This is a genomic window from Vibrio hyugaensis (genome assembly GCF_002906655.1).
Taxonomy (GTDB): domain Bacteria; phylum Pseudomonadota; class Gammaproteobacteria; order Enterobacterales; family Vibrionaceae; genus Vibrio; species Vibrio hyugaensis.
Genome location: NZ_CP025795.1, coordinates 1,330,872 through 1,354,304, shown reverse-complemented (window position 1 = coordinate 1,354,304; position 23,433 = coordinate 1,330,872). Strand labels below are relative to the sequence as shown.

19 protein-coding genes are annotated in these 23,433 nt (G+C 44.7%); 14 read left to right on the top strand and 5 right to left on the bottom strand.

Annotated elements, in window-relative coordinates; all coding sequences use genetic code 11:
• Nucleotides 1-12: 12 nt before the first annotated feature.
• The 6 genes from C1S74_RS23130 (at nt 13) to nirD (ending at nt 6,988) form a co-directional block, all read left to right on the top strand.
• Nucleotides 13-594 carry an ANTAR domain-containing response regulator gene (locus C1S74_RS23130; RefSeq protein ID WP_045402411.1) on the top strand — a complete coding sequence of 194 codons (582 nt, stop codon included), beginning with the start codon at nt 13-15 and terminating at the stop codon, nt 592-594.
• Nucleotides 595-859: 265 nt separating this feature from the next.
• Nucleotides 860-2,224: a CmpA/NrtA family ABC transporter substrate-binding protein gene (locus C1S74_RS23120; protein WP_045402408.1), complete on the top strand. Its 1,365-nt coding sequence runs from the start codon at nt 860-862 to the stop codon at nt 2,222-2,224.
• 72 nt (nt 2,225-2,296) lie between these two features.
• Complete coding sequence (locus tag C1S74_RS23115) at nt 2,297-3,262, top strand: ABC transporter permease (protein WP_045402407.1); 966 nt, start codon at nt 2,297-2,299, stop codon at nt 3,260-3,262.
• Nucleotides 3,263-3,273: 11 nt separating this feature from the next.
• Nucleotides 3,274-4,110, top strand: coding sequence for an ABC transporter ATP-binding protein (locus C1S74_RS23110; RefSeq protein ID WP_005450080.1), 837 nt, complete (start codon nt 3,274-3,276; stop codon nt 4,108-4,110).
• A gap of 10 nt (nt 4,111-4,120) precedes the next feature.
• Nucleotides 4,121-6,652 carry a nitrite reductase large subunit NirB gene (nirB, locus tag C1S74_RS23105; RefSeq protein ID WP_045402404.1) on the top strand — a complete coding sequence of 844 codons (2,532 nt, stop codon included), beginning with the start codon at nt 4,121-4,123 and terminating at the stop codon, nt 6,650-6,652.
• Nucleotides 6,653-6,988 (top strand): nitrite reductase small subunit NirD, encoded by a 336-nt coding sequence (gene nirD, locus C1S74_RS23100; protein WP_045402402.1) that lies wholly within the window; start codon nt 6,653-6,655, stop codon nt 6,986-6,988.
• A 91-nt stretch (nt 6,989-7,079) separates the two neighbouring features.
• Here nirD and C1S74_RS23095 read toward each other — a convergent pair whose 3' ends face one another.
• Both C1S74_RS23095 and C1S74_RS23090 read right to left on the bottom strand, forming a co-directional pair.
• Nucleotides 7,080-7,490 (bottom strand): PPC domain-containing DNA-binding protein, encoded by a 411-nt coding sequence (locus tag C1S74_RS23095; RefSeq protein WP_045402401.1) that lies wholly within the window; start codon nt 7,488-7,490, stop codon nt 7,080-7,082.
• Between the two features lies 1 nt (nt 7,491).
• Nucleotides 7,492-8,067, bottom strand: a complete 576-nt coding sequence (locus C1S74_RS23090) for a TetR/AcrR family transcriptional regulator (protein ID WP_045402399.1) — start codon at nt 8,065-8,067, stop codon at nt 7,492-7,494.
• Nucleotides 8,068-8,334: 267 nt separating this feature from the next.
• Between C1S74_RS23090 and C1S74_RS23085 the strand changes: the two genes are divergently transcribed.
• The 3 genes from C1S74_RS23085 to C1S74_RS23075 all read left to right on the top strand — a co-directional run bounded on the left by C1S74_RS23085 (nt 8,335) and on the right by C1S74_RS23075 (nt 11,134).
• A complete protein-coding gene (locus tag C1S74_RS23085) occupies nt 8,335-8,949 on the top strand; it encodes a glutathione S-transferase (protein ID WP_045402397.1) in 615 nt (204 codons plus the stop codon).
• A gap of 242 nt (nt 8,950-9,191) precedes the next feature.
• Nucleotides 9,192-9,452 (top strand): hypothetical protein, encoded by a 261-nt coding sequence (locus C1S74_RS23080; protein ID WP_045402395.1) that lies wholly within the window; start codon nt 9,192-9,194, stop codon nt 9,450-9,452.
• 26 nt (nt 9,453-9,478) lie between these two features.
• Entirely contained in the window at nt 9,479-11,134 is a 1,656-nt protein-coding gene (locus tag C1S74_RS23075) for an ATP-binding SpoIIE family protein phosphatase (RefSeq protein WP_045402393.1), read from the top strand.
• 159 nt (nt 11,135-11,293) lie between these two features.
• Here the strand turns inward: C1S74_RS23075 and C1S74_RS23070 are convergent, their stop codons facing one another.
• Both C1S74_RS23070 and C1S74_RS23065 read right to left on the bottom strand, forming a co-directional pair.
• Entirely contained in the window at nt 11,294-12,286 is a 993-nt protein-coding gene (locus C1S74_RS23070) for a cytochrome d ubiquinol oxidase subunit II (protein WP_045402392.1), read from the bottom strand.
• 3 nt (nt 12,287-12,289) lie between these two features.
• Nucleotides 12,290-13,657 (bottom strand): cytochrome ubiquinol oxidase subunit I, encoded by a 1,368-nt coding sequence (locus C1S74_RS23065; protein ID WP_103415376.1) that lies wholly within the window; start codon nt 13,655-13,657, stop codon nt 12,290-12,292.
• An 821-nt stretch (nt 13,658-14,478) separates the two neighbouring features.
• Between C1S74_RS23065 and C1S74_RS23060 the strand changes: the two genes are divergently transcribed.
• From C1S74_RS23060 to C1S74_RS23045, 4 genes are all read left to right on the top strand, one after another.
• Complete coding sequence (locus C1S74_RS23060; RefSeq protein WP_045396013.1) at nt 14,479-15,018, top strand: AAA family ATPase; 540 nt, start codon at nt 14,479-14,481, stop codon at nt 15,016-15,018.
• Nucleotides 15,019-15,239: 221 nt separating this feature from the next.
• Complete coding sequence (locus C1S74_RS23055; RefSeq protein ID WP_045396011.1) at nt 15,240-16,529, top strand: peptidoglycan DD-metalloendopeptidase family protein; 1,290 nt, start codon at nt 15,240-15,242, stop codon at nt 16,527-16,529.
• Between the two features lie 827 nt (nt 16,530-17,356).
• The gene (locus C1S74_RS23050) at nt 17,357-20,242 is read left to right on the top strand and encodes an Ig-like domain-containing protein (protein ID WP_045396009.1); all 2,886 of its coding nucleotides are present in this window, start codon (nt 17,357-17,359) and stop codon (nt 20,240-20,242) included.
• 139 nt (nt 20,243-20,381) lie between these two features.
• The gene (locus C1S74_RS23045; RefSeq protein ID WP_045396007.1) at nt 20,382-20,972 is read left to right on the top strand and encodes a cytochrome b; all 591 of its coding nucleotides are present in this window, start codon (nt 20,382-20,384) and stop codon (nt 20,970-20,972) included.
• Nucleotides 20,973-21,060: 88 nt separating this feature from the next.
• On the opposite strand, the gene C1S74_RS23040 is transcribed toward C1S74_RS23045, so the two are convergent.
• Nucleotides 21,061-21,633, bottom strand: coding sequence for a YceI family protein (locus tag C1S74_RS23040; RefSeq protein ID WP_045396005.1), 573 nt, complete (start codon nt 21,631-21,633; stop codon nt 21,061-21,063).
• Nucleotides 21,634-22,106: 473 nt separating this feature from the next.
• On the opposite strand from C1S74_RS23040, the gene C1S74_RS23035 reads away from it, so the two are divergent.
• Complete coding sequence (locus tag C1S74_RS23035; protein ID WP_045396003.1) at nt 22,107-23,231, top strand: AI-2E family transporter; 1,125 nt, start codon at nt 22,107-22,109, stop codon at nt 23,229-23,231.
• The last annotated feature ends 202 nt before the right edge of the window (nt 23,232-23,433 follow it).

The window sequence follows — 23,433 nt, the reverse complement described above, 5'->3', positions numbered from 1 at the left end:
CAAGGAATGTGCATGACTCATATAACATCGAAAACCCCCATAATTGTATGCTGTGATAGCTTGCCTGAACAGGCGAGGTTGTCCGGTTTATTGAGCAAAGATTACGATAACATTTTAGGTTGCCAATTAGCGCAACTGGAACCGCTAATGCAGCGTGAACCTACGGCTAAAGTGGTTGTTGGTTGGCAGCAACCGACAGCAGAACTGCGCCTAGTCGTTGATTTTTGTCGCCGAAAATCAGCGCCACTTCTTATCGTGCTAAAGAAATTATCATCTAATGATATCAATCGTTTATCAGAAAAAATGGATTATGTTCTGATGCCGCACGATTCTGACTTTGCGCTACAGCCTTGGATTGAACATGCCACTCTAGTGCGAGCAAGATTCGTGAGTATGGAATCAGAAATTGAATCACTGACCAATAAAATCGAAGAGCGAAAGCTAATTGAAAAAGCCAAAGGGTTACTGATGAAAATGCACAATGTTGATGAAGAACAGGCGTACAAAGCCCTTCGCAATTCCGCCATGCAATCGAGCCAAACGCTCGCTCAAGTTGCCAAGAATTTGATAACAACATTAGAGGTTTTGGATTAGCGCCCCTACCACTTTGGGGTTAGGGTGCATTTTCTAACGTGGTGCGTGTTGCACTATCAATAAGCAATAACGGGGAGTTGAGAAAGGGATGAACAACTAATCTATTGTATTTACAGTGAAAAATAAGTTGGCACAGTAATTGGATTAATAGAAACGGGTTTATTGTTGAATCGCTTACCTCAATTATCAACGGCGGTAATTTGAGACTTAGCAACGGCGCTACTGCTCTTCGGAGTAGTGGCGCTTTTTTTATGGGAGCAAACCAATGAAATGGAGTTCGATACTGAAAGTGTCAGCAATTTCGTTATCGGTATTCACCACGGTCAGCGTAAAGGCAGAGTTGGGTGAGCCAGAAATTGAGGACCTGAAGTTTGGTTTTATTAAATTGACCGATATGGCACCGTTGGCGGTCGCGTATGAGAAAGGCTTTTTTGAAGATGAAGGCTTGTATGTCACCTTAGAAGCGCAAGCAAACTGGAAGGTGCTATTAGACCGAGTCATCGATGGTGAGCTTGCTGGTGCGCACATGCTTGCTGGTCAGCCATTGGGCGCGACGATTGGTGTCGGCACAAAAGCAGAAGTGATTACTGCGTTCAGTATGGATTTGAATGGTAACGCAATCACGGTTTCCAATGATACTTGGGAGCAGATGAAGCAATATATTCCAAAGCAGCCAGATGGCAAACCTGTTCACCCAATCAAAGCGGATGCACTGAAGCCTGTGGTCGACAGCTACCTGGATAAAGGTAAACCGTTCAACATGGGTATGGTGTTCCCTGTGTCGACGCACAACTATGAGTTGCGATACTGGTTAGCGGCAGGTGGGATTCATCCAGGTTTTTACGCACCAGACTCAGGCGATAACAGTGGCCAATTGGATGCTGACGTTCTTTTGAGTGTTACACCGCCACCACAAATGCCAGCCACAATGGAAGCGGGCACGATCAAAGGGTACTGCGTAGGCGAACCTTGGAACCAGCAAGCCGTGTTCAAAGGCATTGGTACGCCAGTAGTGACCGATTACGAGATCTGGAAGAACAACCCAGAGAAAGTGTTTGGTGTTTCCAAAGCTTGGGCTGAGAAGTATCCAAACACGCACATTCGCGTAGTGAAAGCCTTGATTCGAGCTGCACATTGGTTGGATGAAAACGACAACGCTAACCGTCAAGAAGCGGTGAAGATGCTATCAAAAAGCGAGTACGTTGGAGCCGATGCCGAAGTTATCGCCAACTCAATGACCGGCACATTTGAATACGAGAAAGGCGACAAACGAGACGTGCCAGACTTCAACGTGTTCTTCCGTCATAACGCCACTTATCCGTATTACAGCGATGCGATTTGGTATCTGACTCAAATGCGCCGTTGGGGACAAATCTCAAGCGAGAAATCCGATGATTGGTACATGGATGTGGCAAAAGAGGTTTACCGTCCTGATATCTACCAGCAAGCAGCTCAAGCGCTAATTGAAGATGGTGTGTTGAACAAAAAAGACTTCCCAGATTTCAGTGCTGAAGATGGTTTTCGTGCGCCACAAACACACTTTATTGACAACATCGTTTATGACGGTCGTGAGCCAAACAAATATCTAGAAAAGTTCTCTATCGGGCTTAAAGGAAAAGACAAAGTTTAATCATAACGATAAACGCCACAGGCGAGGGGACTCGTTTGTGGCAACAAGGATGTAAATTTCTTAGGAGTGAGTATGTCTAGTAATGTCATTTCCCTTTTTCCTGCTAAGCAGGTAGTGAACCGAAGTCGGCTGGTGCTTTTGCCCGTCATTGGTTTGATGATCTTTTTGGCAATGTGGCACTTAGCGGCGAGAGAAGTGCAAACCTCATTAGGTACGCTGCCGGGACCGGTGCAGACTTTTCAGCAGTTCAGCAACCTTGTCGATGACCATTGGCAAGAGCGAGAAAAGGAACAAGCGTTTATCGAGCGTCAGGAAAAGCGCAATGCTGCAAAATTAGCCAAAAATCCAGATGCGGAAGTGAAGATTCGTCCTTACACAGGTAAGCCGACGTTCTTTGATCAAATCGTGACGAGCTTAGTAACTGTGACAGCGGGCTTTCTGCTGGCGACGGTTATCGCGATTCCACTTGGCATCGTGCTTGGTCTTAATCAAGGGCTGTATCAAGCGTTCAACCCAATCATTCAACTGCTCAAGCCCGTATCACCTTTAGCTTGGCTACCCATCGTTACCATGGTTGTAAGTGCCACTTATGTGAGTGATGACCCGATGTTTGCGAAGTCGTTCATTAACTCTCTGATCACAGTGGCGCTGTGTAGCTTATGGCCGACGCTGATTAATACCGCTGTGGGTGTAACGAGCGTTGATAAAGACTTAGTTAACGTGAGTAAAGTGCTTCAACTTTCGTGGTGGCAGCACATTCGCACCATCGTTTTACCTTCTGCCATTCCAATGATTTTCACTGGTTTACGTCTCTCTTTAGGTATCGCTTGGATGGTATTGATTGCGGCAGAAATGCTCGCGCAGAACCCTGGGTTAGGCAAGTTCGTTTGGGATGAGTTCCAAAACGGCAGCTCAGCGTCATTGGGTCGCATCATGGTGGCGGTCATCACTATCGGCTTTATTGGTTTGATGCTCGATAGAGGCATGCTGCAACTTCAAAAGTGGTTGTCTTGGAATAAACAACAAGCGTTGAGATAAGGGAAAAGATCATGGAAAAGGCATTATTAGATCTAACGCGTTTAGGGATGCGATTCCCAACGCCAGATGGTGAGTTCATCGCGTTAAAGAACGTCGATTTACAAATCAATAAAGGCGAGTTTGTGTCGCTGATTGGCCACTCTGGTTGCGGAAAATCAACGGTATTGAACTTAGTTGCGGGTCTGCACATGCCAACAGACGGCGGTGTGATCGTCGATGGACGAGAAGTAGCTGGACCGGGACCAGACCGCGCAGTGGTGTTCCAAAACCATTCATTATTACCTTGGTTAACCGTGTATCAAAACGTTGAACTCGCAGTAAAACAAATCGCCGGCAAAAAGGGCAAAGCGTGGATTCAGGAGCAAGTGAATCACTATTTGGAGCTGATTCAAATGCAGCATGCTGCGCACAAAAAGCCGGATGAAATCTCGGGTGGTATGAAGCAGCGAGTCGGCATTGCGAGAGCACTGGCACTTCAACCAAAGGTTTTATTGATGGATGAACCATTTGGTGCGTTGGATGCGTTAACACGTGCGCATTTGCAGGATGCACTGATGAAGATCCAAGCCGAGCTAAACAACACCGTCATCATGATTACCCATGACGTGGATGAAGCGGTGCTGCTATCCGACAAAATCGTGATGATGACCAACGGACCGGCTGCAACCATTGGTGAAGTGTTAGAAGTGAATCTACCGCGCCCTCGTGAGCGTGTAGCACTGGCGGATGATGCGCAGTATCAGAAGTGTCGACAAGCGGTGCTGAAGTTCCTTTACGAGAAGCAATCCAAAGTCGAGATTCCGGCTTCGAAAGAAGACAAACCCAAAACCGCAGCGCAAACGGCATAAGGAGGCAGCGATGAACAGTCCTTTAACGATCCCAGTAAAGAACGCATTGAGCCACATCGTTGTGGTAGGTAACGGTATGGTCGGGCAGCATCTCGTCGAGCAATTAGTGCAGAAAAACGCGCATATGGAGCACAGAATTACCGTGATTGGTGCAGAGCGTTTTATCGCGTATGACCGTGTACAACTCTCTTCTTTATTTGCGGGTAAGTCTCATGATGATTTGATGCTGAGTAACCAAGAATGGTACGACATGCATGGCATCCAACTAGTACTTGGCAGCCAAGTAACGGGCATCGACAGAGAGCAAAAGCGTATTCTGCTTGATGGTGAAGATGTGCTGGGTTACGACCAACTCGTGCTCGCTACCGGTTCTTACCCATTTGTGCCACCAATTGAAGGTAAAGACCGCGACAACGTGTTTGTCTACCGCACGCTTGATGACCTTTCACAAATCAAAAAGGCATGTGAAGGCGCAAGAACGGGCGCAAGAACGGGCGCAGTGATTGGCGGTGGCTTGTTGGGTTTAGAAGCTGCAAATGCACTCAAACTATTAGGGCTAGAAACTCATGTCATTGAATTTGCTCCTCGCCTGATGCCCGTGCAGTTAGATGATGGTGCTGGCTTAGTGCTAAAAGAGAAGATTGAAGCGCTAGGGCTAACCGTTCATACCTCAACGGGTACGGAACGAATCTGCGATGGTGAAACGGCTAAGCATCGCATGGTGTTTAAAGACAAAGATCCTCTCGAAGTGGATGTGATTGTCTTCTCCGCAGGGATCCGCCCTCAAGATGAGTTGGCAAGGTTGGCTGAGCTAGAAGTAGGCGAGCGAGGCGGCATTGTGATTAATAACCAATGCCAAACCAGCGATGAGAACATATACGCGATTGGCGAATGTGCCCTTTGGGAGCAGAAGATCTTTGGTTTGGTCGCCCCCGGTTACACCATGGCGAGAACCACCGCCGATGTCTTGACTGGGATGCCGAGCGAAGGTTTTAAAGGTGCAGACATGAGCACTAAACTCAAGCTGCTTGGGGTGGATGTGGCGTCTATCGGCGATGCACAAATGCAAACCGAAGGCGCTCAAGAAATGGTGTTGCAAGATGCGGTCGCAGGCATCTACAAAAAGCTGGTGGTAGATGCGAGTGGTACCCAATTGCTTGGTGCGATTCTCGTTGGTGACAACAGTGACTACGATGCGCTTTTGCAGTGTTATTTGAACAAAACGGTTCTGCCAGACCACGCAGCGAACCTGCTGTTTGATACAGGAATGCTGGACGGAGAGATGCCAGACAGCGCCATCATCTGTTCTTGTCACAACGTCACAAAAGGCGACTTAGTTGCCGAGATTCAAGCTGGCACTACCAACCTGACGGACCTTAAAGCCAACACCAAAGCCGGTACTGGCTGTGGTGGTTGTAGCAATATGGTGAAGTCGGTATTGGATACTCAACTGGCAGCCATGGGGGTAGAGGTTAACAACCACCTTTGTGAGCACTTTGAGCTTAGTCGCCAAGAGATGTTCCATATTTGCCAAGTGGAACAAATCAAAGGCTTCGACACCTTAATTGCACTGCATGGCAAAGGGCATGGGTGTGATATCTGTAAGCCGACAGCGGCATCTGTGTTTGCTTCTTTGTGGAATGAACACATCATGGAGCCACAGCATCAGTCTCTACAAGATTCTAACGATGCCTTTATGGCAAACCTACAAAAAGATGGCTCTTACTCGATTGTGCCTCGTGTACCGGGCGGTGAGATTACTCCAGACAAGCTGATTGTACTTGGCGAAGTCGCGCAACAATATGACTTATATACCAAGATCACTGGCGGTCAGCGTGTGGATTTATTTGGTGCTCAGTTAGAGCAACTTCCGGAAATCTGGCAAACCTTAATTGATGCAGGTTTTGAGACCGGGCATGCCTACGGCAAATCGGTACGCACCGTGAAATCTTGTGTTGGCTCTACTTGGTGTCGTTATGGTGTCGATGATTCGGTCGGTTTAGCCATTGAGCTTGAGAATCGCTACAAAGGATTGCGAGCGCCCCATAAGCTTAAGTTTGCCGTATCGGGTTGTACTCGTGAGTGTGCAGAAGCGCAAAGTAAAGACATTGGAGTGATCGCCACTGAAAACGGCTGGAACCTATACGTGTGTGGTAATGGGGGTATGCGGCCACGACACGCTGACTTGTTTGTATCCGACTTATCCAAACAAGAATTGATCACCATGATCGACCGAGTATTGATGTTCTACGTGAGCACAGCAGACCGCTTGCAGCGCACGTCTGTGTGGATGGAGAACATGGAAGGGGGCTTAGACTACCTCAAACAAGTGATTTTGGATGATTCTCTTAACCTTTGTGACTCTTTGGACGAGCAAATGGCGCGAGTCGTAGATGCCTATCAATGTGAATGGAAGAGTACGTTGGACAACCCGCAGAAACTGCAACGCTTCCGCCCTTTCTTGAACAGCACGTCGGGCAGTAAAGTATTGCCGTATCAACGTGTGCGTGGTCAACGTATTCCAGTGAAACAGGAGGTGTAAATGGCGGCATTAATTAAAGTGAAACTGTGTCAGCTCGGTGACCTTATGCCGTTCATTGGAGCCACAGTGTTGATTGAAGGCGAGCATGTCGCGTTGTTCTACATTCCAGATAGCGGCGTTTATGCAGTTCAAGATTGGGACCCGATAGGCAACGCTTATGTGATGAGCCGAGGGATCGTCGGTGATATTGATGGTGAGATTTGTGTTGCGTCGCCTCTGTACAAACAACACTTCAGCTTGAAGACAGGGCGATGTTTGGAAGATGAAGCTCACAGCCTAAAAACATGGCAAGTCACTATCGACGGTGATGAAGTCTGTTATTTAGTCGAAGAATAAAACCTCGAGTCTAGCTAGATTTCTTATCACGAGTTATAAATAACGAATAAAGCTCCAGAGACCACAAGAGTATGGCTTTGGAGCTTTTTGTTTATTGGTTGTTTATGGAATAGACTTCGAGCTCAGTATAACCAGTGGTTTCGTCCTTGGCTCTTGTAAACTCAAGGTCTGAGTAGGAGTGGATGATCAACTCTGCTGTGGTATCAATAACCGTGCCTTCCATTAAATGCCCACCCCAAACACGTCCTTCATGATCAGAAACCGAAATATGTACGTGCTGATGTTCTGGCGTTAATGTCCCCATCAAAGACACAATCTCAAATGGCTCTTGTCTCGTTAACGCGCTTTCTGCGCCCGCAAGACGAAGCTTGAGGTCAGAGACACAACCGACACAAGAGGCAATCGAGCCTGCTTTGATGCCGTGTTCCTTGACCAATTTCGCTAGGCTCTGCTTCAAATCCAAGCCTTTGGTAAGGCGTACTGCTATCACTTCAATCGACATATTACTTCCTAATCAAGACCAGCAAGCAAGAAAGCGCTGTATCCAAGTCTGCATAACGCTTTGCTTTACCCAACACACGCATGCCTTGCATGTGATTAAGAACAAATCGTGCAAGTTCATCGGGCTTAAGCGTTTTAGGAACCAAGGTTTCTTTCTGTGCGTTGGTGAGAGTGTCAGTAATGATACCGATGAGGTGATCAAACAAGAAGTGACCTTTACGCAACACATCATCATCTTCACCTGCGTGCTCAATCAGTGCGTTTTGAATGAAACAACCACAGTTGCGTTTACGCTGTAACTCAGCAAAAGATTTTAGGAATGATTCAAGCTCTGGCAATGACGCGTTATCTTTCTCTAAGTTATTCAGTGAGGGTAGCGAGACCTTTTTCAAATAGGTATCGAGTGCTGCGTAGTACAACTGCTGCTTGTCACCGTAGGTGTTGTAAAGACTGAAGCGGTTGATGCTAAGTTCATCGGTTAAATCCGAGATAGACGTATTCGCAAATCCTTTGCGCCAAAACACATCCATCGCCACAAGGAGCTTTTCGTCTCGGTCGAAGTTAGCTTTTCTTGCCATAAATTACCTGCCTGGGCCCATTTCTTAAAGATTTTATTGCTTGGAGGGATGGAACAGAGAACCTTCGGTGTTCGAACTGAACCAAAATGGTGAAAACACTCAACCCCAATTTCATGCGAACCCACAAACGGCATCAAAATTCCTCTCGCGGTAAATAGGCCCACAACTGTTTGAAGAATTTTGATAGTGAAGTTCTTGACTGATCGTTTATAAACTGGCTACAGTATATCCTAACCAATCGGTTAGAAAAAGATAAAAGGATGTGAAATGAAGCTCTATGAAACCGCAATGACTCCAAGTTGTAAGCGAGTTAGCATTTTTCTAAAGGAAATCGGTGGCGAGGTTGAGCGAGTTGCGCTGAATGTTCGTGAAGGTGACAACCTGACTGATGTGTTTAAAACAAAGAGTGTCAACGGCAAAGTGCCACTGCTAGAACTAGAAGATGGCACCACAATCTGTGAGAGCGTGGCAATTTGTCGCTACCTCGATGAAGCGTTTGAAAATGACTTGTCGCTGTTTGGCACCAATCAACTCGAACGAGCACAAGTAGAAATGTGGCATCGCGTTGTTGAATTCCAAGGTTTGTACACGGCATTTCAAGCGTTCCGCAACATCACGGCAATTTACCAAGACCGTGAAAATTGCGTAGCGGCGTGGGGTGATGAGTCAAAATCTCGCGTTCTAGAATTCTTACCTATTTTGGAAAAGCGTCTGTCAGAGAGTGAACATATAGCCTCTGATAACTTCACCATAGTGGATATTACCGGCTACATTTTTGTTGGGTTTGCCGTGAATGGCTTGAACATCGAAGTCTTCAAAACTTACCCTAATATCGCACGTTGGTTTGAGCAAGTTTCTGTGCGCGAGGCGTTCCAAAGTTAATATTTCCAAAGCAGCAATCTCGAATTGGGTTTGCTGCTTTCTTTCCTTTATCGGCAAAGATCTTCAATTTCAGCAGGTTTTCTCTTCTTTTCTCCTCATTAATCTATAATTAATTTTATTAGTGCAACAACCTCAATTGGCTTTCACGGCGTTTTGGAACGACGAGTTCTTAGTCTGTAGACGTTCTATTCATCATTGGACTTCACCAAGAAACGAAGGACACCAAACGACAAGGAGAGGTTATGAGTGTTCAGAATAAACCCATCAACACCATGTTGTTTGCTTTGCTCGTGGCATCCGTCTGTGGACTGATTGCGATGTACATGAGCCACAGCCAGCAACACCAACAAATCGAGTCATTGCGTGGGCAGTTGATAGAGAAAGAAAATCAGATCGTCATTTCAAACGAGGCACTGTCTTACACCCGTTATCAACACCAACTTTTATCAGAAGATTACAGTCGATTTAAAGACGAGCAATCCACTAACGCCATACTTCGTTAGGTGTTGCTTCACAAGTAGGGAGCGTTATGAAGTCAATTTTGTTGGTCGACGACAGTAAAACGGTGTTGCTTTACATGACCAGCGCACTACAAAAACAAGGCTATGATGTGATTGCAGTTGAAGACGGTGAGTCTGCACTTGAGGTGTTGACTCACCGTGATGATATCCAGTTCGTGCTGAGTGACTTGATGATGCCTGGCATCAGCGGTATTGAATTGTGTCGCGAACTGAAATCTTCTGCCTTTTCTCGTTATATCTTTTTTGTGTTGCTCTCATCGAGAAATGACCAAGCTTCCATCATTCAAGGTATGGACGCAGGAGCCGATGATTTTGTTGATAAGAAAACGTCGGTAGAGGAGCTTCAAGCTAGAATACGCGCAGGCTTCCGCACTCTTGAGCTGCACAATACGCTCACAACAAGAAATCGCGAACTCGATTTAGCCTATCAAACCATTCAACAAGATCTCGATTCTGCGGGCGATTTGATGGCCCAGTTATTACCAGTGGAAGAACAAATTCACACAGTACAATTTAGTTTTACTTACTTACCCTGCTCCAAGATAGGTGGTGACATGCTTGGGTTTATCGAGCTTGATGAACAACACATCGCTTTCTATGTATTCGATGTATCGGGCCATGGTATCTCTTCTGCGTTGATGGCGTTTTCGGTACAGCAAACTTTGTCACAACGTCACCAATCAGAGTCTGTGACATTAGACTGGCACCAAAATGAATATCAAATAAGTGAGCCAGCGGCCGTGGTTGAAAGGCTTAATCGACGCTATCAGCAAGCCAATAACAGCCAGTTGTATTTCACCATTGAGTACGCGGTACTTAACACCCAAACAGGGGAGCTGAAATACTGTACGGCGGGGCACCCTAAGTTTGTTTGGCAGCGATCTAACCGCGATTCAATAGAACAAGTCGGGGACGGCAACTTCATTGTTGGCGCACTTGACCCCATGACATACCAAGGCGGTACGATTCAGTTAGAACCTCAAGATACGCTATGGTTGTTTTCTGATGGGGTACTTGAGGCAAAACGTGGCGATGAACTTTATGGGATGGAACGGCTGGTGTCTGCAATCAGTCATGCTCAGGTTGAAAGCACGAGACAAACAACGAATGCGGTATTAGAGCAAGTACAACAATGGCAAGAAAAGCCAGAACTGGATGATGATGTCAGTCTACTTAGAGTGAAATGGTTAGGGCCATTAGAGCTTACTGTTGGTGAATTAAACCAAGCCGTTTTTAAGTGTACTTATCATACCTCGTTAGAAACCTCCCGTGAGGCCAGCAAAGAGGTCGTCCAATTTCTTAATCAGCAGTCTGTTTCCACTCAGATAAGTCAGACCTTAGAATTGTGTGTGGTCGAATTGATGAATAATGCCTTTATTCACGCCTACCAAGAGCAGGAACGAACCATCGAGTTAGTCTGTGAAGTCTGCAGTGATAATAATCCTAAGGTGGAACTTCGTATTACGGATGAAGGTAATGCCATCGATGAAAATACCTTTCAAAGTTATACCTCAAAGCAAATCGAAGCTCCCAATCGTTTCGATGAAAGCAGTTGGCTCCCTTCAGGAAGAGGGCTGATGCTGATCTCACAAATGACCGACAAGTTCACCGTTTCTCATGAAGCGGGGCGCAATTGTTTTAGTGTGGAAAAAAGCATTAGTTAACTTGCAACAACTATGCTCTTTACCTATCACTAGTCGAGCAGTGACCAAATCTACAATTGAAATAAAACGAGATTGTCCGCGCGTTGGTTGCATTGTTTCAAAGTGCGCCGCTACTTTAGCGGCGTTCTCTATTGCTATTTTAACGTGAATTTGTGGCGATCACTTGTAACTTAGCTCAGTCGCTTTGCCTTTAAAGATTCGGTACACCATAAAGGTGTAAAGCAGTATCATTGGCATGACGATCATGACGCCATAACCGACAATCATTAATGTCGCAGGAGAGGTCGCAGCTTCTTGCGCGGTCATCAACCCTGGGACCACTTCTGGAAAAAAGCTGTACGCTAGACCTAAAAAGCTCAATGCGAAAATGACGGTGACACCAAAGAAAGGCCAGCGCACGCCCAGATCATTCACCATTGGAACCTGACGTAAATAGCGATCAACTAGAAAGATGGTCGCCAACACAATCAACGGAACTGGGGCTAGCAATAATACTTCAGGGAAACTGAACCATCGTAATGCCACTTGCTCGTTTACAATCGGGTTCACCACACTGACCACTAAGATTCCCAAGGCAGCCAACCAACCAGCTCGACGAGACCAACGAGCAGAGCGAACTTGTAAGTCTCCTTCTGTCTTTAATACCAGCCATGCGCCACCAATGTAAACGTACGCTGCTGCGACACAAAGTGCGCTCAACCAAGCAAAGCCATACGCTTCGGTATTGTGTTCAAAGCCCATGATGTAACGACCAACCATGTAGCCTTGGGTTAAGGCTGTGATTAAAGAACCGATTCTAAAACACCAATCCCATCGAGGTTTATGGTCAGCGTTTGCTTTGGCACGAAAATCGAACGCCACGCCACGCATTATCAAGGCGATCAGCATGATGGCCGTTGGCATATAAAGCTCGGTCAGAATTAAACTGTGCGCGGTAGGAAAGGCAATCAGCAAAATACCGACAGCCAAGACCAGCCAAGTTTCATTTGCGTCCCAAAATGGTCCGATTGAAGCGATCATTCTGTCCCGCTGGGCTTCATTATCACTGGGCAGAAGAATCCCCACGCCAAGGTCATAACCGTCTAAAACGGCGTACATAAAGACCGAGAAACCAAGCAGGAGAAGATAAATTTCCGGTAGATAATCGAGCATGGATTAGGCCTCTTTTTGAGTAAACGTTTCTTGTTGTGTCAACGCTTCTTGCTGTGTCGATAGTACTTGGTGTGCCGCTACGTCTTTGCGCGCGAGATAAAACAGTGTGTGTATGTACGCCACTAACAATACGGCATAGATTGTCAAATACATCACAAGGGAAGTCAGAACACTGCTGCTTGCCACGGTTGTGACTGCTTCTGAGGTGCGTAACACGCCGCTGACTAGCCACGGTTGTCGACCAATTTCTGTTACGTACCAGCCTGCTAATGTCGCAATCCAACCAGAGAAAGTCATGGCTAACACGGTGTATAGATACGGTTTAGACAGGGCTTTTTTGCGAGCCACTTTGGCTGCGCCATACCAACTGACGAGCAGCATGAGCACACCAACCCCAACCATGACTCTAAAACCGAAGAAAATCGGTTTTACTGGTGGATGATCAGGAGCAAACTCGTTCAGTCCTTTGATTTCGCCCTCTAAATCATGCGTAAGAATCAAGCTCGCGAGCTTAGGGACACCAATTTCTAAATCGTTACTTCGGGTTTCTTCATTTGGCATAGCAAAAAGAAGAAGTGGTGCACCTTGCTCGGTTTCCCAAACACCTTCCATCGCTGCGATTTTAGCTGGTTGATGTTCTAGGGTATTCAATCCATGCAGGTCACCAACAAAAATTTGTACTGGAATAAAAGCGGCCGCAGAAAAGAGCGCAACTTTCAGTCCGAGCTTTGCTGAGCGGTGGTCAGGTTTCTTAATCACTTGATAGGCAGAAATGCCAGCAATCAAAAAGCTTGCGGTTAACGCCGAAGCAAGCAAGGTATGGGCGAATCGGTAAGGAAGAGAAGGGTTGAAAATAACTTCCTTCCAGCTTGTCACATGCACAATGCCATCGATGACTTCGTAACCACTTGGGGTATGCATCCAACTATTTAGGACCAAAATCCAAAATGCGGACATGCTCGTACCAACGGCGACGAGAACGGTGGCAAGAGTGTGAACCCATTCTGGCACGCGTCCTCGCCCAAACAGCATCACGCCAAGGAAGGTGGCTTCCATAAAGAAGGCGGTCATGACCTCATAACCTAAAAGAGGGCCTGCGACGTTGCCGACGCGTTCCATAAAGCCCGGCCAGTTAGTACCAAATTGGAAACTCATGGTGATGCCAGACACCACGCCTAGAGCGAAAGTTAATGCAAAGACCTTAACCCAGAAGTAATAAACATCTAGCCAGACGGGGGCTTGGGTACGGATATATCGCCATTTGAAAAACACCAACATCCACGCTAACGCGATGGTGATGGTAGGGAAGAGAATATGAAAGCTGATATTGGCCGCGAACTGAATTCGCGACAACATGAGGGTGTCTAACATCTTGGTTCCTCAAAAACGTGTCGTGCTACAAATCGTGTCTATCTGTAATTTATTTACGAAAAAACGACAGTTTGGATTCATGTATCGAGAAATACAGATCATTCTGTTTTCTTCTAACAATGATTTATATCAACTCATGTGAGAAAAGGAGTGCAGGAAATTGTCTCAAAATGCCGCTCATGGTAGCGAAAAGTGAGCAAAAGAAAGCAAATGTAACTAAGAAGTCTCTAGTGAAAATAACTTCGAATTATCCTTAGTGTTATTTCGTAATATGTGAAATAAAATTACATAAACAAGGTTTTTCGTAAGGATATTCTATTTCGACTTCCAGGCTCGATTAGAACACTGGTGTTTCATTCTTTCTCAAGAGCGTTTCATTCTCCATTTACCAGTAACCAATATATATGTTTGGGTGCATATTTTAGCGATTGGGTATATTCAGTAAATTAGCGAAATTGGGTTGAAATTTGTTTCCTTGGAGGTTAATTTTACTCGGTACCCAGTATTCCGACGTCTTCTTTCTTATCTCTTCCTTAACGGTCGTCGCTGTGACGATACAACCAGACGATAGCTCCACTATTCATTCGACACTCACTTCAAGTTTCGGCTTACCCAAAAGCTAAGTTTTTAAATGCAAGTGGACGTGTACGCTTCTAATTTCTATTGTTTACGAACTAGCTCCTATCAGCACCAGAATGCCGTGTTGAATAACTAGCTTTTTCCAAAGATCCAACAACGGCGACAACACCAATTTGAGAACAACCAACGACGGGCATACAAGGTCGGAGAGCGAACATAATCTTTCAACAATTGAGGTCTATATGAATAATCTAATTGTATTTACAGGTGGCCCCGGTGCGGGTAAAACCTCAGTGATCGAGCACCTTATTGAACTTGGTTATCATTGCGCGCCAGAGGCGGGGCGTAAAGTGATCCAACAACAAGTCGCTATTGATGGTGATGCGCTGCCGTGGCGAGACAAAGTCGCATTTCGGGATGAAATGGTACGAGAAGAAAAGAACAATCACGATACTTATGGGAGCCATCATACGTTCGTATTTTTCGACCGTTGTATTATCGATTCTTATGGCTATAGCAAGTTGGAGAGCCTGCCAGTATCCGATGTTCTGTTGAGTGCTTGTCATCAATTACATTACGCCAAACAAATCTTCATCTTCCCTCCGTGGGAGGCTATCTTTGCCAACGACAAAGAGCGTAAGCAGGACTTTACGGAAGCGATGAGAACTTACGAAGAAATGGTCAAAGCGTACCACCAATTTGGTTATGAATTGATAGAAGTACCAAAACAAAGCGTGGAACAACGAGTGAAATTTATTTTGTCGTTTATCCAAGAGGGGTAAAGACAGAAGTTTTTAACGTTGAAGTGAACTAAATGTCGGTTTGGCCATCATATAAAGGCCATGTTTATTCGCGCTTTTGTCCAAAAGGTTTCTCTTGGTAAAGAGGCACTTAAAGACAACAAAAAAGCTTAAAAACAAAGTTCTCAATTACGCATGGTTTAAATTGCATTTGGTGGATGTTATAACATAACAATTACTATTCCCCGATTTACCTGTGTATTATGAAGTTAGTCCGCTATTCCTTAATTGCTATTGCTGCCACTGCATTTTCTTTTGCAGCTTATCTCACCTATAAAGCAGAAACCGAACCTGAAATAATCTCCATCAAAGTGACGCCATACTCTCAAAAAGAGCAGGCCGAATCGCAAAGTAAACCAGTCACAAAAGAACACGATAATATCGCTCGCATTCACTACTTCGTAAAAGTAGGCGATACGCTTAGTACGATCTTTTCATCGTGGGGCGTACCTTACGAAACCACGCAAAAGCTCCTTGAAGCTGATTTGACGTCACTTAAGCTCGACACGATCAAACCCGGAGACCACTTGGAGTTTATCGTTGATCGAGATTCTATGGTTCTTAAGCAAGTGATCTTTCATGAGAGCCTTGTCGAGCGAGCGATTTATACTCATAACGACGAAGGCACGTTCAGTTATGATTTTGTTGAAGACCCGGGGGAGTGGAGAGATACACTTTACTCAGGGACGATCAATGGCAGCTTCTCCGCATCTGCTCACCGTCAGGGTTTGACCACCACTCAAATCGCCAATATTACTCGCGTACTGAAAGACAAAGTGAACTTTGCACGTGAATTACGAGCAGGTGATAGCTTCCATGTCTTAGTGCGCCGCCAGTACGTCGATGATCATTTGACGGGCAACACTGAAGTGCAGGGTATTGCAATTAGGATGCGTGGCAAGAATGTGGAAGCCTTCTTGGCTAAAGATGGTCGCTTCTATGACAGAGAGGGAAATAGCTTAGAGCAAGCGTTTGATCGTTATCCTATCGATAAACAATTTAGAAGAATTACGTCGCCTTTTAACCCATATCGTAAACACCCAGTAACAGGGCGAATCTCACCACATAATGGTACAGATTTTGCGACGCCAGTTGGTTCCCCAGTCTATTCTACTGGCGATGGTAAAGTGATTGCGATTCGAAATCACCCATATGCAGGTAAGTACTTGGTGATTGAGCACAACAGCGTATACAAGACCCGTTACTTACATTTAAGTCGATTTTTGGTGAAGAAAGGAGATCATGTCAAACGTGGTCAGAAGATTGCTTTGTCTGGTGCGACAGGGCGCTTAACTGGTCCGCATCTCCATTTCGAAGTGCTAGTACGTGATCGTGCTGTTGATGCTATGAAGGTCGATTTGCCTTTGGTTACCTCGATTCCTACAAAAGACAAAGCGTCATTCTTGGCAGGTATTGCTGAGTTCGATGACCTCGTCGCGACAGAACAAAGTGCCAGTAACGTGAAAACAATTCAGAGCAAACCAAACTCTTAATTATTAAATTCTAAAATCAAAGGCAAGCTTCGGCTTGCCTTTGTTGTTTTTGGTTAGCCAAGTTGTTTGAGGCTAAATGTTAGTCAGGGAAAAGCAAACATGTTGAAGGTAGAATGACGATTTATAATACGGATGTAAAATAAAATAGCTAATAAGAAAAATTATATTTATACAAAAATTAACGACATTAGGTAAGTAAGGTGTTTATTAAATTTTTATGACAGTTAAATAGAATTTAAACTCTAACTTTTCCAGTTTTTATTATTTTTGTAATGGGAGGTTCATGTGTGACATTTATTCCAAAAATCCAATTTTGTAAGATGGGTTTTTATATGTAGTTATCTGAAGTAAGTTTATGTCTTATTGTTATGTAATAAGTTAATTCATATTAAAAACTAATGATTTGATTTATCTTGTTTCTATCGAAGGCGAGACTTTACACATTATTTCTCTATGAGAGTAAAGTTTACTGTGTTTCAAGTTATTGTAATTATTGGTATAAATTCGGATTTCATTGTGTTCTAAGGTTATGTTTAAAGAAAGCTACTTAATAATGATAGCAGGATCTTAATTAAATTAAGATAAGCTAATTAAGTGTATTCTTTATCATTGATTTAATCGATTTTTTTATAACTCTGTGGTTTATAAAATAAGCAATAATTAAATAATGTAAGATAAATTTTGATATTTATCCCAGAAGTAAGAATGAATTTTTGCCTTGGTTATTTTTATTTATAAATTAAGTGCGCTTGCAAAAATTAAATGAACCATTAATTGCAGGCCTTTATGCACTACCTAAATAACTATATAAAACTAAGGACGTAATTATGTATCTAAGAAAGAGCAGTGCTACGAAAACAAACTCCATTGGTTATCGCACTTTAGGGCTTACCATGCTTTGTTCTGGCTTATTGCTAAATCCAATTTCACAAGCCATGGCGACGGAATTCAGCGCAGACACCATAGCTCAATCAGAGAGTGAATACTGGAGCACATACAAGCTAGTGGTCAAAAACACAGGAACAGATTCGGCGGACATGCGTGATGCTGTGATTGAGTTTGTGTTGCCTGTCGCGATTAACGACATCGGTTGGGCGTCTAATCATCTTTCATACCCTTCTTGGGAAATCTCCCATACCACACAACCTGATGGTGTTCTAAACGCCGTAACACTGACTTTCCCTGACGGCTCATGGGTCGACAGTGAATTGGCCTCTGGCGAATTTGCGGCATTGACGATTTCGTTTGGTGGTGAACTGGCAGATTTAAACGCGTTTGAAGATTCTGTTGTCGTGAAAGTCGACGGTGAAGTTGTTCCTCCGCCAGAGTTCACTTTGGATATATTGGCTCCCACACAAAACTCTGTGGTTTACACTGGCACTAACGTTGACATTATCACCAGCGTAGAAGGTGAAGGCGTAAGCAAATTAGAGTTCTGGGTAAACAATACTAAGTTAGCAGAGCAACCCGTCGTTGAAGGCACAGCTGAGTATCAACAAGCTTGGCTTCCATCAGAAATTGGCGCTGCCTCTATCGCGGTCATGGCATTCAATGCGAGTGGTGACAAGTTAACTGAACAACATGTCCAAGTAACCGTCGAGTCGGAATCTACAGCGCCAAATCCTCCTGTGATTGAGTTTATCTCTCCTGACGCGGGCTCTTCTCATCAAAAAGGTGACACCATTACGATTTCGGCGAATGTCACTGATGCAGACGACGATTTAGCCACAGTTAAGCTCTTCGCCAATGATGCTGAAGTTTGTAGCCTAGACGCGAAAACGACACAAGATTTCTCATGTGATTGGACGGCACAACCCCCGGGTTCTGCAACGCTTCGCGCTGAAGCTCAGGATGACGAGAATCATGTATCACGCAAGAGCTTAACGGTTACAGTTACTGACACAGGCACAAGTTGTGGTAACGTACCTCCTTACGAAGATGGTGTACCTTACAAAGTCGGTGATGAAGTCACTAACATCGGTAATATCTACTCATGCACGGTTGCGGGTTGGTGTGGTAACCCAGTTTGGACACCGGGTACAGGTCATCCAGACTACCCAGATGCATGGAAAGACGCTTGGAATGAAGTAGGGCAATGTGATCCTAACCCACTCCCAGAAGTCAATGTTCTATCACCGCAAGATGGTCAGAAAATTGCGCCGAACCAACCGTTTGGTGTGATTGTTGAAGCCACGGATGATACAGAGGTCGCACGTGTCGATGTTCAACTGAATGGCGAAGTGGTGGCGACCGCAAACACACCTTCAGAAGGCGATACCTACACCATTACGGTTCCTGCTCAAGATGAAGGACAATACACACTGACGGTTGTCGCTTACGATGATCAAGGGGCGAGTGCTGAAGCCACACCAATTTCACTTGCGATAACCGATAAAGATCTGGTTGTTTCACTTTCGTCTCCGGTGGATGGTTCAAGCTACTTCGAAGGTCGTGCGATTTCTATCAAAGCAGATGCGAAGAGCTACGAAGGAGATATCAAATCAGTGAGTTTTGTCGCCAATGGTAACGAGCTGTATAAAGATACCGAAGCACCATACGAGTACGAATGGCTTGGTGCACAGAAGGGTGCTTACGCCATCACTGCAAAAGCGATGAACACTGCAAACCAAGAGCAAACGTCTGCAACGTCTAACATCACAGTGAAAGAAAGCACTGGCGGCGGCTTGGTGGATAACCCTGATCGCTCAATCAGTTATCTGACTTCTTGGGGCTTAAACGATTATGAGCAACTGTTCAATTCTGAGGGTGATGGTTACCTATTGTCATTTGGTAAGTGGGACGCAAGCGGTAACATCACGATCTCTGATGGCATGCTAACACCACCGGATTACAACCCAGATTGGATGCCAAGTCAGTATCTAGCATGGTCAACGCTTAAGCATGACAACAATAACGTAACCATGATGGTCGCGTTTGGTGGCCAAACTTACGAAAGTATTTGGTCTGCGATTAGCACTCCACAGAGCCGTGAAGCCGTCGCAAATGGTCTGGTTGATTTAGTTCACACGCCATTCCCTGTGTACAAGAAGAACCTAACGGCGGAAGAGGTTGAAGGTGAGTGTCTTGCTACGACATCAGATGGTAGCTGTGACTACAGCAAGTATCAGTTAGCGGGTTACGTACAAATCGATGGTCTGGACTTCGACTTCGAAAAAGCAGCGCGAATCACGGACAAAGAAAACCAAGACCTAACCGCATTGATCAAGTTGATCCGCGAAAAAGTTGGCAACACCAAGGTTCTGTCTCTGACTACTTACCATGTAGGCGCAGACCCTGTTGATTGTATGAATGCTAACGTGTTTGAAAACTGTTCTTACGTTGAGCCATCAGGTCGCTCATCTCACCACGGTGAAGTTATTGATTTATTGAAAGATACGAAGAACGACTTTGATTTCTTCAATGTCATGACTTACGACGCAGGTGAGAACTTCCTCTACGATGTCGCGATGGCGAACTATGCTGAATATATTGGAGACAAGTCGAAGATTGTTTTAGGTAACACGATCAACAGCCAATGGGGCCCAGACGGCAACTTCGTTGAAACACGTCAGAACAACCTAGACCGCGCCAAATGGCAAAAAGACAACGGTTATGGTGGTTTCTTCATGTGGACGCTTGGTTCAAACAACCAAGGTTTGAGCATGGCAGAGCAAGTTGAATACTTCAACGAAATGATCAGTGTAAGCAAGTAGTACCCACCTCATCTTGTAATCTACTTGAAAAACGGAAGGCTCTGATGCCTTCCGTTATTTCTTCAATCTTCATTCATGGGATAGCACTTCGCTCGCAATATTCCCATGCAGGTACCAATTTCTATTCAGTGGTGACAATATGCCCAAACTAGATTCTGGTCAGCACCAGAAAGCGATTCCACACGTCCAAAATAAACCCACTCAACATTATGATGCGTTCAGTAAATGGCTGCATTGGGTGATGGCTGTGATCATCATTTATGCCACTATCGCAGGTTATGGCATGCTCTTCGTGATGGATATGCCGCAGCTGTTCCACGTCCTGTCTACACTTAACATGTCTTTTGCGACCATCGCTTCGGTATTATTGATTGTGCGTTGGGGATGGTCCTACTTTCGTCAATCCCCTGAGCTACCACACACCGTTTCTTGTACGCAAAAAAGCATCGCAAAATTGGCACATAGCATGATCTATTTGGTGATGTTTGTTGTCTTTGTTAGCGGTTTCTTAATGCTAAAACATGAGTTCCCGTTTTTTTGGCAGTTTACTATTCTAAACCCAATTTCTAATGCCGAAGTGAATAACTTTTTCTTTATGGTCCATCGTGTTGGCTGTGCAACGTTGGCTACGTTGGTGGTGGTACATATATTGGCGGCGCTGAAACATCATTATGTGAGTAAGAATGATGTGCTGCGAAGTATGGTGCTGAGCACTTCAAAGCAAGGTTAGTAAAAAAGAGCTGAATTGCGCAAATCAGGGTCGTACAGAAAGAAAAAAGGCTTGGTGAGACTCCAAGCCTTTACTTTCATATATCTAACTATTTTTTAAATGTTAGATTCAGAGTGAGCGGTACTTGGTCTGAAATCGCAATGCCACCAACCGTAGCGGCTAGGTTGGTTAAGTTCTCACTTGGGATGCCAAAGTCTGAGGCGGCGATAATAACTGGTGCGCTTGAGCTAACCATAACAGTATCGCCTGCATTTAGAATGACGACCGGGAATTCAACAGATTTGGCTTTACCAAACAATGTTACTTCCGCTGGCACTTTCACTTTGTGCGAGCCTTTTTCTAGAGAAGCCCAATCCACTTTACCAACCACCTTTACTGGTACGTGTTTCGCTGATTCAAAGAAGATCTCATTTAGGCGTGTGTTACGAATAGGAATGCCAGTATTGATACTGTTGAGATCGACAGAAACGTCAAACTGCCCTTGAGCATCAAGCGTACCGGTTAGAGCATCGATTGTTGCGGGTTCGACAATATATTGCTTTTTGATTGTTGCGAAGCTGAGGGAGGAGAGTTCGGAATCTAACATGTACTTGTCAGCAGCAAATGATGCACTTGAAAACAGTGCCACTGCGATGCTGAGAGTGGATAAAGCCTTTTTCATTATTGTTTACCTTATATACGTTGAGCAACGGTTCTACTCGATAATAGCCCGGATTTATAAAAGTTAATAAGGAATTAAATTGATTAGGCGGAGTGAACTTTTGGTGTGACTTATAACGCAATGGGTGCTCTTTCGAATCAACAAGCTTGATGGTAATCGATTATCTATTGTCAAAATCACGCTAAATAGCAATGGCTTATTAAGTTTGTTTGAATGTAAGAACGCTTATCTCATGCTTCTCCTTCGCTTATTTCCTTTTTGTTTGAAATCCCCCGGAAATTTTTTGGTAAGTGATTGAATATACGGGCGAGTGTACTAGGTTTTATATGAACGTGGATTGTTGGAATTTCGATGCATTGAAGTTTCGAGTTTTTTAACTCTGCGATGAAGACTGTGTTGGGATGTCATTTAAGCGTTAGTGCTCTTCTACGACTTGAAAGTGTATTTATGACGCGAAACCAAAGGGATAAACAGTGAATAACTCAAACGAAAACCTAGAGAAAGTGTTAACTAAGGCGTTTACAACGTCTTTGATAAAATTCTCCGTCACTACGCTCATTGTTATCGTATGTTGGTGGGCGTTCTTACCGTTTCTACCAATTTTGCTTTGGGCGCTTGTGCTTGCTATCGCGTTATACCCAGTCAAGCTTGTTATTGAAAGAAAAGTTGGCCTAAGTTCAACGCGTTCAGCAGTGTTCATTGCGATCATTGGCGTGTTAATTCTCGGAACGCCAACGGCTATGGTAGGGAACTCATTTGCGTCAAAAACACTGGGTGCATTTGAATCATACCGAGATGGCTCTTTAGTTATCACCAAACCTGCGGATAGTGTGAAAACATGGCCGTTAATCGGGGAGAAAGTTCACTCAGTGTGGTATGAGGCGGCAAATGATCTTCCAGTTTTCGTTGAAAAGCGTCAGCCACAAATTAAAGGTGTTTTTAGTTGGTTCGTTGACAGTGCAACGGGCGCAGCGAAAAGTGTGTTCATGTTGATTGGTGCGATTATTATTGCAGGAATTATGCTTGCTTGGGCACAACCCGCAGCAAAATCGATACGAAAAATATTCATTAGTTTCACCGACGAGGTGAGAGGCCCCGAGCTCCATGAACTCACTACGGCGACTATTCGTCAAGTCGCCATCGGTATTATTGGTATTGCGTTCTTAACGGCGATGGTCTTTGGTGGGGTGGTTGCGCTATCTGGTGTACCTGCTGCGGCATTGTTTACTTTGATCGCGTTGATTTTTGCCATCGTCCAGTTACCCGTGACTATTATTGCGCTTGTGGTGGTCGGCCTACTATGGTCTGGTGACAGTGGTACGGTTCACAATGTTATTTTTACCGTTTTGCTCCTTGCGGCGAGTTTAATCGATAACTTCTTAAAGCCGTTGATTCTTGGACGCGGATTAGAAGTGCCCATGCCAATCGTACTGATTGGTGCCGTCGGAGGTATGATGTCCGGTGGTATTCTTGGTATGTTCATCGGTTCGGCTTTTTTAGCGGCAGGTTATCAGGTGTTCATGAAGTGGGTGGATACGGAAACTCAAGACGTGGCTGAGGTGATAAAAAGCGCAGAAGCACAAGAAACGAAAGACTAAGTTTGCTCGCAAAGTAAGTTGAAAGACGGTTTTTATGACCGTCTTTTTCATGTGTGAAATTTGATATAACTGCTTATCCAGTGAGCAATCAATCAGAAAAGGAGTTTCTATGAACCTCAACCAAGTGTTATTGGCCGTAAAAGATATGTAGTAAGCGGTCTCGTTTTACCAAAAGCTAGGATTCCAATTCATTGTTGAAACG